Below are 13,695 nucleotides of genomic sequence, written 5' to 3' on the forward strand. Positions count from 1 at the left end.
CAATCACCGGTGAATCATAAATTTTTGCGTATGGATTCCCTTCGTAGAAACCCATCGGAAAAAATATACACCGGGCACAAAACTACGAACTCCGATCGTCTGATTAAAATGACCGGGAATCAGTTTTGTTTCTTTCTGGTACACCGATTTTCCTAAAAGATCGGTGATTTCTATAAAGACTTCCTCTGTACCAAAAAGTTCGCCTTCAACATGAATTTCTTCGCTGGCAGGATTGGGGTATAGCCGGAAATCCGCTAAAATACCGGCCAGCGGATCAATGGCAGACAGGATGGCACGTATCGTAGCTGAAGGTTCTGATTGACATCCGGTCAGCGTATCTTCCGCTACGGCATAGTAGTTTCCTGACCCTGAAGGCATCCACGAAGTGCCTGTACCGGCTGGTGTGCCATTCGCATTATACCAACTGTAGGTATAATTGGGATTGGGAGAAGCTATGGTCATGGTAAAACTTCCGTCAAAAGCAATGCTGGGTGCACCGACTGACACAGTCTGCACAGTAAATACTGCGCTGGAAGCTGCACAAAGGGTATTTCTGTCAATCACCTCTGCATAGTAGTTGCCGGCAGCACCGGCCATCAGAGCAGAATCTTTCGCGCCCGCAACGGGGTTTCCATCAAAATACCATTGAACCGAATCCGTCGTGTTGACAGATAGCCGCAGCGAATCACCCAGACAAATACGGTTTGTATCAGCCTGAATAGCCGGAATTGCCGGAAGCGAATCGACGTGAATCGTATCTGTACAAGTAATCACCTGCACGGGGTGATCGATGGTAAATTTCACTCGCAACCCACTGTTTACCACAGTAACAACCCCAGCGTTTAGCGGTGGCACCGTCAGAAAAACAGAAGCGCCGGAGCCACCCGAATTTGTAGCACAGCCATCGTCATTTCCTATTTGGTCATAATCCCAAACCTGAAATTCATATACTCCCGTATCGAGTTGTATATTGGCAATTCCGGTATTCAGCGGAAGATTGGCACTGCCATTGGTGATCGGGTTTGCAGAAGTATTGATCAATTCGTTTCCTGCAGGGTCTTTCAAAATCCAGTAAAGGTCCCCGGCATCCAGCAGATCATTGCAATTGGTAGAATCGATAACTACACTATTGAGAAAATAGCCCGTAGTATCTACAGTAGCCTGATAATGTAAAATATAATCTCCGCCTTCCCCTAAAACCTGCGGGAACGGATCTTCGTCAGACGTAGTGTAAACCGGCCCACCCGGCCCTGTAAGGCTCCACGAATAAGAAAAACCAGGTTTACCGTTACTGGGGATATTATTGGCAATATCCAGCACAGCTGGCTCACAGAAGGAACTGAGGTTATAGGTATAGCAGTCTCCGATAAACGGGCACGGCCCTACTTTCAGCGAGGCAGCATAAGTCCCTGGCTGATCTGCAGGGTTATTAAAAATAATGACATTGGCAGTAATGTAAACGACGATGGGGAAAAAACCCGGAGTGGTAGGCGTCCCGAATATTCTGATACAACCCAACGTATCTACATTTGCACTGTCAGGGTGTACGTAATACACACAAGAATCCAGATTACACTGCCAGGAAAGTCCCTGAGGCAAACCTGCTATACTGTCAATGCTAAAATAATTAAAGGGGAATGTCAGATTCTGCCCGGCAAAATTTACCGTTGTGTCTCTGGGCAGAAAAAAGGTGATATCCATTTCATAAAACTCGCACCCATCTGCATCATTGAGTACGGGGGGGTAAATACCGGGTACAGCCGGGACACCGGAATCAATCACACATTGTGCAAAAAGTGAATGGCTCCAGCCGGAAAGCAACACTATACAGGCGATCGTGGCGAGCAGTGGATGATGGATATTTTTCATAGGGGTTATACAACTACGAATGAACAATAGCTTCTAGTATATTCCGTACAAAACCCGGACCTTCATAAATAAACCCTGAATATAGTTGAATGAGGCTGGCCCCGTCAGAGAGCCGTTCTTTTGCCTGTGTGGGATTCATAATACCCCCGACACCAATCAGAGGAATTGTCCCTCTGGTTTTGGCATGCAGATAACGGGTAATGTCTCCGGCTCTTGCCGTAAGTGGTGCACCGCTAAGTCCGCCATTACCAATTTGCTGCAGTATGGGTTCTGGGGTAATGAGCCCCTCCCTGCTAATGGTTGTATTCGTAGCGATCAGCCCGTCTAGCCGGGTGGCAGCTGCAACTTCGATCACATCATTGAGTTGCTCATCGCTGAGGTCCGGGGCAATTTTGAGCAAAAGCGGGCGGGAAGTATTACGGGCGTAATTGTTTTCCTGAATGGTCCCCAGCAACCGGGTAAGCGGCTCTTTTTCCTGAAGGCTTCGCAAACCGGGAGTATTGGGCGAACTTACATTTACCACGAAATAATCCACGTAATCAAACAGTTGTTCGAAACAATAGAGATAGTCATCTACCGCATTTTCATTGGGAGTATCTTTGTTTTTCCCAATATTGGCACCGATAATCAGGTCGCCTTTATCGAGTTTACTCAGGCGTTTTGCCATTGCCGCAACACCTGCATTGTTGAACCCCATGCGGTTGATGATGGCCTGGTCTGCCGGCAGTCTAAAAAGCCGCTGCCGGGGATTGCCTGGCTGGGGTCTTGGGGTGACTGTTCCGAGCTCGGCAAAACCAAAACCCAAATGTTTCCAAAGGTCGGCCAGTACCCCATCTTTATCAAACCCGGCGGCAAGTCCTACAGGGTTTTTAAATGTTAATCCCCAGAGTTTTTTCTCCAGCCGTTGATCCTGAAGGTTGAACTTAAAGTCAAAGGCAAAACCTGCCAGCGGCAGAGAGAGTACTCCCCGCAACATTCGCAAGGTAGCGTGGTGAATCCGTTCCGGATCAAACTGAAAAAGTAAAGGCCGGATAATTTGACGATACATAAACTATTACTGCGCAGCTTCGGCTTCGAGGGTGATGGTTCTTTCTACAGGATTGTAAGGACTAGGCACGAGATTACCTGCGGCATCCAGAAGTTCGAGCTTTATGGTAACTTCACCAGGAGTCAACCCGCTCATAACATAAGGCACCCATTCTGTAAGCATAAAGGTTTCACCGTTGATTGTAGCGCGTACTTTATAGCCATCTGGTGAAAGTGTAACATTAGCAAGGAAAAAATCAAGCAGTACATTTTTGATTTCTTCGCCTTTGTAAACCCCTTTTGGCCGGCTATAAAACATATGCGGAGCAGAAAGGTCAGGTTTTTCACCGGAAAATGCGCCTACCTGAAATTGCTCCAGATAATACGATACGGCGCCCGGTCCTGTATTTTTTACACTTTCGTGATAGGAGCGGGAAAGAAAAGCCAGAATCACATGATTTCCTTCGGAAAGCGTATCCGTCGAAAAAACAGGCTCATAATGAGCGGAGTACGGTTTGTTGTCAACAATCAGGTGAACATGCTGCCCTTTTCCGGAATTGGCAAGCCCGAGGCCGGCAATCGCAGGCGTCTGAGCGCCCAACTCATAATTCTGAACCTCAAAGTTGAAATTAACCTTTGCATCGTCGGTCAGTTCGGAAGAAATCAGGGACAGATTCGCCGTTGCATAAGGCGTGGAACCTTCCAGCGGAGAAAGGCTAATCTTGTTTTCGCCGGCCATTGAATCCCCTTCGGCAGCATTGGAATCTTTTTCTGAACCGCAGGCAAAAAACAGGCCTGTCATCAGAATAATCAGCAGCAGATTAAATTTTTTCATAACAAAATTATGTATTGAAAAGTGAATGTTTGTAATAATCAGGATACGGCCCCAAGATAGTCAACGATAAAATGAATTAATAACTTTTGTGAAACTTGTCAGGTTTTTCGTATTTTCTCGGACTATGAATCGCCTAAAACACATCCTCTGCCCGGTGGACTTTTCCGAGGCCTCCTATCAGGCTATCGAGAAGGCCAGTTTTTTTGCCCAGCTTTTCCAGGCTGACCTGACCCTGCTACACGTTATCAATGTTTTACCGCAGTCCTTTGGTGTCGTTTTTGGTCTCGATATCAACTCCAATAATATGGTTGAGAAAGCGACTGAGAATGCACGAACATTGTTGCGCGAAGCCAAAAAGAACTATGTACCCTATGCGGTTACCTGCAAATCCAGTATTCGGGTGGGAAACCACGCCGAGCAGATTTTGCTTGAGGCTGATGAAATCAGTGCGGACCTGATTGTGCTCAATCTGCCCGAAATGGCTTCTTCGGATGCTTCAGGAAAGGCCTCATACACCGATCATCTGGTGCTTCATGCCGATTGCCCGGTGATGACCTTCCGCGCCAACAAACCCGACGGGATTGAAGCGAGGAAAGGGTTCAGGAAAATTCTCATTCCAGTGAACCGAAATTCGCCATTAGCGGAAATCTATCGTTACCTGGATCAATATCTGTCATTTATGGCTCCGGAAATCACGCTGTTTTCTGTGCTTCCACCTGACGCTTCTGATTTGAGGAAAAACGACTATAAGCTATTTCACCAGATGACTACCAAAGAATGGGTAGGGAAAGGGCTTGGCAAAATCACGGCAGTGATACAGGAAGGTACTGATGCCCGTCAGGGCATACGACAGTATGCACTATCTCACGGGTATGACCTGCTGCTTTTATATACAAATGTAAGGGAAGGCCATTATGCAGAAGATGAAAACGGCGTAGCCAATCTGGTCAATCACGCATCAGTACCCGTGATCACCCTGCGTACGGGCAAAACCACTTCTTCCGCATAAGCGCTAATCGATCCATTTGATATCGCAGCCCCTCAACGGGACGACAGATACGGCAGGTTTTTTACCTGCCAAAAGGCTATCTATGGCGTTGACGAGATACGGCTCTTTTACAAACGCTGTATCCAGTGGATTGTCGTCGATTTGTCCACGATACACGATTTCGTAGTATTTTTCCCGGGAAACCAGAATCACCGCTTCGGGGTTTTTGGTAGCGTGAAACATCTTGGCGACCTTTTGGTCGCTGTCTTTCAGGTAAGGAAAGGGAAAAGCGGTGATTGTCTGCATTCGCGAAGCCGAATCACGCCCATTCATACTGGGGTCGTTGCTATTGATCGCAATAAAGCTGACGCCCTTATCCTTATAGTTATGATAAAATTTAACCAGACGCTCCTCATATTGGGTTGCCCAAGAGCAATGAGAGCTGGTAAATACTACGACTGTAAGCTTTTTGCCGGCCATTGAATCCAGCAAAAAGGATTTACCGCTGGCATTCTCAAGCGAAAAACGGGATATCTTTATCTGATCCTGCGCAAAGAGGGGTTTGCTAAAGGCAAACAGACCAATGATAAACCCCAGAAAGGTTACATACACAAACTTACTCATAGGTTTAATTCATTGAAAATAAAAACTCCGGTGTTTGGAAATCAACATACGCAATTCCATCGGGTCAGTCATCCCGGTTACTTCCACAAGGTGTCCCTGATTGGTAAAAAGCAGGTTCACGGGAAAGTGATCATGCCAGTCAGGATTAAAATTTCGGACGAATGAGGCTGCGGTATCTGCGTTCATGTGTAAATAAGTGCTATTGCCTTTATTTTTGCGCCAAAACTTTGGCGCATTTTGTTGAAAGGAAGCAAAATCTTCTACCGAAATAAATATCACTGTTACGGATTCAGCAAGGTTTTTATTTAACTGAACCAAACCAGGTATTTCTTTAACGCAAGTTTCGGACTGTGTAGTATAAAAATTGAGGAGGACGTACGGTCTTTCAGATTTGGAAATCAGAGACAAGGTACCTGTTGGGTCAATGCCCTGCACGGGGTTGCCTTTCTCCTGCTTCGAGGGATGGCAGGCAGTCGCAAACGTAAGTAAGCAAAAACTCAGAATGAATGGTGTAGTGTACCTCATACTGTTTGTGCAAATCACCTTTGTTTACGTCAACGGGCAGGATACCGTTTTGTCCGGGCAAAAAATTACTGAAATCAATCTGAATATTATGTTTAAAGGCAATTCCCCGGCCGAATAACTTATACACCGTTTCCTTCACACTCCAGATCAGCAGGAATATCTCCATTTTTTCATGGGAGTTGTAAAATTCAAGTTCAGGTTCTCCCATAAAAAGAAAGCGGGTATTGCGGTTTCTTTTATGGGCCATAAATTCTATATCAATCCCGACCTCACCAAAGAGGGAAGCAATCGCAGCGGAATAGTGGGTAGAATGCGTATAGGAAATATTATGGGAGTTATTGGTAAGGTATGGTTTTCCGTTTTCGCCATTGAGTGATTCGACCCGCATGTTGTTGGCAATCTTCAGAATCTCTTTCATACACAGGCGGCTGGACAGCCACTCTAGTCTTTTTTGGGGATGTTTAATTTCTGCAAGGCGAGCCCATTCGTTTTCATAGAGCTTAATTCGCTCCAGAAAGTAAATCTCCGGTTCTTCTATTTTCCAGACACCCAGCGAAACGCCGGGAATTGTATTTTCAAGACGAATAAAAGGCATGTGGTTAGATTTCCATTCCAGATATGAATGTAGCAAATAAAATCAGTTCTGACAACGAAAAAACAGCCGCCCTAACATGTAAGGCGGCTGCAAAAATATCTGCAAAATGAGAATAAAAATCCTTAAGAGCCTGTCAGGCAGGCCTGTACAGTCTTATTCTTAGGAAATGTAGTATTCGTAAAATGGCTGTTAGTTATTCAAAAACGTAGTCTTTCCCTGCTTTTCCAGGTAGCGATTGGCCTCGTCAATGGTAACTCTTACGCCGTCGATATAAGGAACAACCCAGGCATCTTTCATGCCCATTTTGCGGAGCTCATCGCGGAAAGATTGTGCTTCGTCATATATCCGGAAACTTCCGATCACATATTTGTTGAAGCCGTCGGCACGTTCGGCGACAAAATCTGCAGCCTGGTCAGGCGGGTTATTCATTTCATAAAATACATATGCACCTATCTGCACACGAAACGAAAGACCGGCCTGAATGCCCATGTCATTGACCGTTTTTTGTGCATTATAGGCTTTTTCAAGCTTTTCTTTTTGACTACGCTGCGCCTGAAGTTCCCCTTCCATCTGAATCAATGCCCAGCGAAGGCTGTCGACAAGGTCAGCATTCCCGGTTGCAGGGCCTTTTTTCATCAGCTCCTTATTACGGGCTTTCAGATCTTTGATCTGCTCCTGGTAGTTTTCAAACTCAGCTTTGAGAGACAAGGGATTTTTGGTGTACATCTTGGCCTTGTCCTTCCAGAACTTCTTCTCATCTTTTGGTTCCTGGGCATAAGCAGTGGTAATCATAGAAAACAGGGCAAGCATGGAAAACATAAAGACCGACAAATACCTCATTTTGCAAAAATTCTTATTAGTAATTATTCAAAAGTAAAAAATGTTCATACGAACTAAAACCCCTGGTCAGAGTTTTGAACGCCCGAATAGGTTAGAATATTTGAATAAGTGATGTTCAAACTGAACAATACCCCTTATTCAAAGCTCTGACAATATCCGTGCCTCCAAAAAAAAATTACCTTAAAGAATAACATCAGGATAAGTAAGGTTTTCAGCTAAAATGTTTTTTAAACAGACATTTTCCACTCCGGATTTTTATTATCACAACTTCTGTGCCGTTTGAAAAATACGGTTGGATTTGGCCGGCAGTCACATTAATTTTGCCCCTCAGATAATTGATTTTTTATTTATAAACTATAAAAGTTATTCCATGTCAAAAGTAACCGTTATAGGTGCAGGTAATGTGGGTTCAACCTGTGCTGAATGTGTAGCAAGGGCAGAAGTAGCCAACGAAGTGGTCCTGCTCGATATCAAAGAAAACCTCGCGGAAGGTAAAGCCCTCGACCAGTGGCAGACTGCTGCCGTCAATTATTTTGACACCCGCATCACCGGCGCAACCAATGACTACGCGGCAACTGCTGGTTCTGACGTCGTTGTGATCACTTCTGGTATCCCCCGCAAACCCGGTATGAGCCGTGATGATCTGATCTCGACCAATGCTGGAATCGTGAAAACCGTTACAGAAAACGTAATCGCGCATTCACCCAACTGTATCATCATCGTGGTTTCCAACCCGCTCGATGTAATGACCTACCAGTCTTACCTCACCTCCAAATTCCCCAGCAACCGTGTTATGGGAATGGCGGGTGTACTCGATACTGCACGCTACCGTGCATTCCTCGCTACAGAACTCAACTGCTCCCCCAAAGATATTCAGGCTGTACTGATGGGCGGTCATGGAGATACCATGGTGCCCCTGCCCCGCTATACCACAGTTGCAGGTATTCCTGTGACTGAGCTGGTTGATGCTGCCAGACTCTCCGAAATTGTTGACAGAACCAAAAGTGGGGGTGGGGAAATTGTAAAACTGCTCGGAACCTCCGCATGGTATGCACCTGGTGCTGCGGCTGCCCAAATGGTTGAAGCCATCATGAAAGATTCCAAGAGAATTTTCCCTGTTTGTGCATGGCTTACCGGTGAATATGGTATCAATGACCTCTACCTCGGTGTACCAGTAAAACTTGGCCGCAACGGAATTGAGGAGATCATTGAACTTAAACTCAATGATGAGGAAATGAAACTTCTTCAGGACTCCGCAGTAGCGGTTCGTGAAGTTTGTGAAGTACTCGACCGCCTCTAATTCAAAATATTATTCAATGACAAACAAGGAATACTCCATCACAATTGAAAAAGTAAGTCTTTCTCCTTTGTAATTCCTTGTTTGTCATTTTATTCAAGCTATTCCACTACCGAAAATTTACCCATAAAGGCTTTCACGCCTTCCTGCTCGGTGTAAATGTGGAAAATATACACGCCTGGCTTGACTCTCACATTCTCCTTGTCGCGAAGATTCCATTCGTACCCGCCATCCCCGTCCGTTTCCTCAAACCTGTTTACGAATCTGCCTGAGATAGTAAACACTTCTATCGTGGCCTGCCTGGTGAGATTGGCAAATCTTACTCCCTCAAACAACTCATGCGGAAAAGCAGGATTTGGATATACAAAGGCTTCGGATAAATCGTCTTTGTGCGACGAAAAGGTAGCTACATTCCCTTCATCGCCTACACAAACCAGATTGATCGCACAGATATTTTCAACCTTCACTGACAACGGATAACCCAATGCGCCAAATCGCGCATCCTTGACCGTCACTTTTACGGCATCCATATCGTCGGAGGCCCATTCTACCTTCGAAATACTGCCCACCGGAGAAAGGGTATAATTGGCAGAATCAAGTGCCTGTGTCTCCTCCAGTGGAAAATTAAAATATAAAATCCCCTCCTTCTCGCCCTGAGATTCCCAGTGTGTGAGATACAGACTTTCGTCTTCATTTTTTTCATAAAAGAAGTTTCGCTCTCTGCTTCCTGCCGCAATATATGCCAGACCCGCATCCGTAAATGTGCTGTCGATCTTCAGGTTATTCCACCCTTCTTCAAAGTTTCCGGTGAAAGACAGGATCAATCGCCTGCCATAATCACCCGCTCTCAGAATCGAAACCGGCGTCAACTTTCCGTTGACGACAAAACGGCCCTTATCCTCGTCCCGGTCTTCCACCTCCTGAGAAAACCATATTTCCAGTTGATTGGCACCGATCGCTTTGAGACTATCCACTACCGGGGAAGCATGTGGCTCAAGTAATACGGCATTGCCAAAACCACTGACCGGCGGATTGAGCGAAGGGTTGACCGACCGCAATACGTACAGATACAACTGGTCTTCTTCAAGATTGGTGTCAGTAAATGTAGTTCCGGTAACCGGTCCCAGCACTGTCGCAGTATCACTGTTGAGGGGATCTTTGACCCGCCAGATCTCATAGCCGGTGGCATTCCCCGCCTGATTCCAGTCCAGCCTTATCGCGGCCTGCCCCAGTACTACCCCGCGCAATGAACCCACCGGGGAAGGCCCTGTGTACAGCACATTCTTTTCATAAAAAAACGTGGTATCGCCCCGGCCAATTCCGACTTCCTGTATGCCATTGCCATTAAAATCTCCGATGACATGATGTGTTGCCAGCGAACCATAGTAAAACCACTGCCAATAATAGCCAGAACCATTATAATCAAGAATATAAGTGCGCGGAAATGTGGTAAAAACCAGCTCGTCAGCCTGATCTGTATCCAGATTTCCCGCAGTCGCAGCATTATAGGTATCAGTGTCAATATCATATAGGAAATCCTCCCATACAACTTCAAAACTATCATTCTCAAAGCTTTTGAAGATCCGCAGCCACCAGTGGGGAGTGTCGTATTCGAGATCTGCATTTTTAAGTGAACTGGTATGGGCCGCAACAAAAAACTCCGGAAACCCGTCCCCGTCAAAATCGCCTTGGGTCAGGTAAACGCCTGACTTGGTAAGATTGGTAAGGTTCTGGAAAATATCCTGATAGGTATTTCCCGATTTATGTTCATAGACAATGATGTCTCCATCAAAATCACCATAAATCACCTCCGGATTTCCATCCCGGTCAAAATCCCCGCTAATCGCACGTGGGCTGATTCCCCCGAGATAACCCGGTGTTTTATCGGCAAGAACGGCAGCCTGAGACCAACTGCTTCCCCCGCGTTCATATACATAAAAATCCACATCATCTTTTAGCAGGAGTTCCATCTGCCCATCTCCATCAGTATCGGCAAATCCTTCAGCTCGCAGCGAATCACCGAGGTTTGAATAGACAATCTCCTGAGGGAAAAGACCTGCGGTTTTTTGTTCGACAATGTAGCTGGAATCGTTTACCGAGCATAATACTTCCAACAGGCCATCGCCATCTGAATCAGCTACATCTTTGGGAATGAGCACGGGCTTAAAGTCCAGAGAATCTGCCTCAACAAAAAAACTCCCGTTAAACTCATAGAGCTTCAGTTTGCCAAAGCTCAGATTGGGCCTGTATTCATTCATCACAACTTCTTTGAGCCCGTCATTGTCAAAATCATAGGTGCCGGGCAAAAATCTTCCCATAGGCAAAGTGTAGGAAAGTTCTGTAAAGCCCGAACGATTGATATAGTCAGACTGAAAAGTGAATGTAGCCGGAGCGGTCTGGCTTACCAGTCCAGCCAGATTTTGTGATTCTATATAGTAGTCATAGGTTCCGTTGCTGATTTCCGGTACACCCAGTAAAAACTCCCCGTTGCGGGTCGTGCGTGCAAAAGCCTCCTTTTTGAAGGTCTGTGTTCCGGTTCGGCGGTAATACAAGGTATGATATGCCTGGTCAGAGCTTCTGAAGATAAACAAAAACTTACGCTCATGATTGTCCCATGCAGGTGCAGCAGAAAGAATCGTCGTCTGAGGCGGGGTTTTGTCCCTGACAAACCGGATTCTGTCTTCAGTGGTAAAACCGTCAGTACGCTCGACTCTTATGCGAAGGGTATAATCACCTTCTGGCAGGGTTTGCCCGTCCCAACTCAGCGGAAAACCCTGAGTATTAAGGTCTGAGGGCAAAACGGACAGATCCCAAAATGCGAGGGTATCGTCCTTCTGCTGATATTCCTGGTCTGAGACAATCGAATGCCAGGGGTTTCGGTCTTCGATTCCGTATTGCCATTCAATATGGTAGCGGGAGAATTCAGGGTCGAGAATCGTACCGGTGATATAAACTGTATCACGTGGGCTCCCCCCGTCGTTGACGGGGGAGGTTATCTGCACGACAGATGCCCCGATTGCCTGCAACGCCCGCTGAAGATTCAGCCGGCCAGCGCCGGTGAGATGATCCCACCCCTCGTCCGAAATATCATCTGCTGTGGAGGTTAGCAAACCTCTTACCTGCTGGGGGGTACGATAACCATTTTTTGCAAACAGTAAACCCACCGCTGCCGTCACCATTGGGGCAGAGGTACTGGTCCCCTGGGTTGTCGTAAATGCTTTAATCGTTCCATCAGATGCGGTATCCAACTGTGTGGTAGTGAATATCCGGCTTCCAGGTGCACAAAGGTCCACCGTAAGGCCATAGCTGCTCAATGGCCAAAGATACTCTCGCCCGCTGGCTGGATCCATATCAGAAGCGGAAACTGAAATCACCTCGTCAAATCCCGAGGGGTAATGCAAATCATCACCGGTTCCGTTTCCGGCAGAAGATACCATCACAACGCCTTTACTATAGGCATACTTGATAGCGGCATGCATTGTCAGGGATGGATAGATATCACCAAAGCTAAAATTGAGGATTTTTATCCCATTATCTGCAGCATAAATAATCGCCCGGGCAATATCATCGTCCTCCCCCGAGCCATTGGCAGCAAATGCGCGCAAGACAACCAGCCGGCAATCCGGTGCAATACCAGAACCTCCCGTCTTGTTGTCCGCTTTGGCTGCTATGATTCCGCTCACTACGGTACCATGCGAATTTTCATCTTCGGGGAAAGGATCTGGAAAAAGATAATCTCCCCCAAAAGGACTTCGGGGCTGATCGGTAAAATCATATCCCACTACATCATCGACAAAGCCATTGTTGTCATTGTCGATATCATCAAAGTCACCGGAAATACCACCGCGAACTTCTGTGGATGGCCAGGGTTCAAAACGCCCGTTGCCATTTGCGTCTTCAGCAGAATTTATATCAACCTGCCCGTCAAATTCCGGGTGGTTGAAGTCCAGGCCGGTGTCGATAACGCCGATACGAATATCGTTTCGGCCACGGGTGATATCCCAGGCCTGATAAGACCGGATCGCGGTGTGAAACCACTGGCGGGAAATCGAATCATCTTCTGGCGTGTAGTTTGTCTGATCCAGTTTATACTTTCGGTTTTCCTCCACATAAGCAAAATCGCCAGACTGGAGCAAACGATCTATTTCTGCACGAACATTGGTACCGCGAACTGTAAGGGTAAAAATTCCATCAATATCCGAAAGATTTACTTTGTTATTTGAAAGGGGAATTACCTTTTGGACATCAGGCAGGAAACTATATTTTGCAGTCAGTGCGGGTGAAATATCCTCTTTAGTCAATATAGCTCCTTTTTTCTCCCCAAAAAAAGTATGGAGGTCGGCTCTGCCCGGAAGTATTTTAATATTCACCTCAACCTGAGATAAACCCCGGGAAAAACAAAGCAAGATGAAAGCGAACAACAAAAAGTTTCTCATGATGGGTGAAAAATGATTTGTGCCAGAGGGAGTGTCCACGGTATTTTATTTAAGCAACGAATTTCGAACAAAAAAAGCGATGGATTAATTTATTAACCAGAAAATTTTACATATACATGAATTTAGCCTGCATTCCCGTGTATATTTTCATACATTTATTTACCGGAATCAAGGAGGTGTTTGGAGATGCTAAAGAAAATACATATTCTGCTGGCAGATGACAATAAGTCAGATTTTAACCTGATGTTGTTTGCGTTAGAGGAATTAGATCTTCCGGTAGAAATTCAATATGCCAAAGATGGGGAAGAAGTTCTTGAAATTTTACATCATATTCTCCCCCAACCTGACAACCCCACCTATCCGGATCTTATTTTACTTGATCTCGAACTGCCCAAAGTGCATGGTTTGGATGTATTGAAAATCATACGGGCTACGCCTTTCATCTGCGAGTTGCCTGTCGTTATTTTTTCTTCTACCTTCAATGAAGCTGCCATCCATCAGTGTTATGAATTGGGGGCAAACAGCTTTGTACAAAAGCCTATAGATTTTTTTGAATTTGCGGGAATACTGGAGGGAATCATTCGTTTTTGGATCTCAACTGAGTAAAACACCTTTTACTGTAGCTATGATTTGTTTCATTAAATAGCAGATGGTACACGG

General features: G+C 45.8%; 11 protein-coding genes. 3 read left to right on the forward strand and 8 right to left on the reverse strand.

Going from position 1 to position 13,695, the window contains the following annotated elements; translation table 11 throughout:
- Positions 1-3: 3 nt before the first annotated feature.
- From R3D00_26010 to R3D00_26020, 3 genes are read right to left on the reverse strand one after another with little or no spacing between them, the layout of a single operon-like run.
- A complete protein-coding gene (locus R3D00_26010) occupies positions 4-1,869 on the reverse strand; it encodes a T9SS type A sorting domain-containing protein (GenBank protein MEZ4776657.1) in 1,866 nt (621 codons plus the stop codon).
- A gap of 13 nt (positions 1,870-1,882) precedes the next feature.
- Entirely contained in the window at positions 1,883-2,917 is a 1,035-nt protein-coding gene (locus R3D00_26015; GenBank protein MEZ4776658.1) for a quinone-dependent dihydroorotate dehydrogenase, read from the reverse strand.
- Positions 2,918-2,923: 6 nt separating this feature from the next.
- Complete coding sequence (locus R3D00_26020) at positions 2,924-3,730, reverse strand: hypothetical protein (protein ID MEZ4776659.1); 807 nt, start codon at positions 3,728-3,730, stop codon at positions 2,924-2,926.
- A 124-nt stretch (positions 3,731-3,854) separates the two neighbouring features.
- Here R3D00_26020 and R3D00_26025 point away from each other — a divergent pair, with 124 nt between their 5' ends.
- A complete protein-coding gene (locus tag R3D00_26025) occupies positions 3,855-4,739 on the forward strand; it encodes a universal stress protein (GenBank protein ID MEZ4776660.1) in 885 nt (294 codons plus the stop codon).
- A gap of 3 nt (positions 4,740-4,742) precedes the next feature.
- Here the strand turns inward: R3D00_26025 and R3D00_26030 are convergent, their stop codons facing one another.
- From R3D00_26030 to R3D00_26045, 4 genes are all read right to left on the reverse strand, one after another.
- On the reverse strand, positions 4,743-5,342 hold the full coding sequence (locus tag R3D00_26030; GenBank protein ID MEZ4776661.1) for a redoxin domain-containing protein: 600 nt from the start codon (positions 5,340-5,342) through the stop codon (positions 4,743-4,745).
- A gap of 9 nt (positions 5,343-5,351) precedes the next feature.
- Positions 5,352-5,660, reverse strand: a complete 309-nt coding sequence (locus tag R3D00_26035; protein ID MEZ4776662.1) for a hypothetical protein — start codon at positions 5,658-5,660, stop codon at positions 5,352-5,354.
- 103 nt (positions 5,661-5,763) lie between these two features.
- On the reverse strand, positions 5,764-6,462 hold the full coding sequence (locus R3D00_26040) for a 4'-phosphopantetheinyl transferase superfamily protein (GenBank protein ID MEZ4776663.1): 699 nt from the start codon (positions 6,460-6,462) through the stop codon (positions 5,764-5,766).
- 189 nt (positions 6,463-6,651) lie between these two features.
- On the reverse strand, positions 6,652-7,302 hold the full coding sequence (locus R3D00_26045) for a hypothetical protein (protein MEZ4776664.1): 651 nt from the start codon (positions 7,300-7,302) through the stop codon (positions 6,652-6,654).
- Between the two features lie 370 nt (positions 7,303-7,672).
- Between R3D00_26045 and mdh the strand changes: the two genes are divergently transcribed.
- Positions 7,673-8,602 (forward strand): malate dehydrogenase, encoded by a 930-nt coding sequence (gene mdh / locus R3D00_26050; GenBank protein ID MEZ4776665.1) that lies wholly within the window; start codon positions 7,673-7,675, stop codon positions 8,600-8,602.
- Between the two features lie 98 nt (positions 8,603-8,700).
- Here the strand turns inward: mdh and R3D00_26055 are convergent, their stop codons facing one another.
- Positions 8,701-13,035 carry a S8 family serine peptidase gene (locus R3D00_26055; GenBank protein ID MEZ4776666.1) on the reverse strand — a complete coding sequence of 1,445 codons (4,335 nt, stop codon included), beginning with the start codon at positions 13,033-13,035 and terminating at the stop codon, positions 8,701-8,703.
- 186 nt (positions 13,036-13,221) lie between these two features.
- Here R3D00_26055 and R3D00_26060 point away from each other — a divergent pair, with 186 nt between their 5' ends.
- On the forward strand, positions 13,222-13,641 hold the full coding sequence (locus R3D00_26060; protein MEZ4776667.1) for a response regulator: 420 nt from the start codon (positions 13,222-13,224) through the stop codon (positions 13,639-13,641).
- The last annotated feature ends 54 nt before the right edge of the window (positions 13,642-13,695 follow it).

It is taken from the genome of Bacteroidia bacterium (genome assembly GCA_041391665.1).
GTDB lineage: Bacteria > Bacteroidota > Bacteroidia > J057 > J057 > JAGQVA01.

Bases quoted from the DNA above. Each gene is read 5' to 3' on its own strand.
- R3D00_26010 (MEZ4776657.1), bottom strand. From the start codon at position 1,869: ATGAAAAATATCCATCATCCACTGCTCGCCACGATCGCCTGTATAGTG.
- R3D00_26015 (MEZ4776658.1), bottom strand. From the start codon at position 2,917: ATGTATCGTCAAATTATCCGGCCTTTACTTTTTCAGTTTGATCCGGAA.
- R3D00_26020 (MEZ4776659.1), bottom strand. From the start codon at position 3,730: ATGAAAAAATTTAATCTGCTGCTGATTATTCTGATGACAGGCCTGTTT.
- R3D00_26025 (MEZ4776660.1), top strand. From the start codon at position 3,855: ATGAATCGCCTAAAACACATCCTCTGCCCGGTGGACTTTTCCGAGGCC.
- R3D00_26030 (MEZ4776661.1), bottom strand. From the start codon at position 5,342: ATGAGTAAGTTTGTGTATGTAACCTTTCTGGGGTTTATCATTGGTCTG.
- R3D00_26040 (MEZ4776663.1), bottom strand. From the start codon at position 6,462: ATGCCTTTTATTCGTCTTGAAAATACAATTCCCGGCGTTTCGCTGGGT.
- R3D00_26045 (MEZ4776664.1), bottom strand. From the start codon at position 7,302: ATGAGGTATTTGTCGGTCTTTATGTTTTCCATGCTTGCCCTGTTTTCT.
- mdh (MEZ4776665.1), top strand. From the start codon at position 7,673: ATGTCAAAAGTAACCGTTATAGGTGCAGGTAATGTGGGTTCAACCTGT.
- R3D00_26055 (MEZ4776666.1), bottom strand. From the start codon at position 13,035: ATGAGAAACTTTTTGTTGTTCGCTTTCATCTTGCTTTGTTTTTCCCGG.
- R3D00_26060 (MEZ4776667.1), top strand. From the start codon at position 13,222: ATGCTAAAGAAAATACATATTCTGCTGGCAGATGACAATAAGTCAGAT.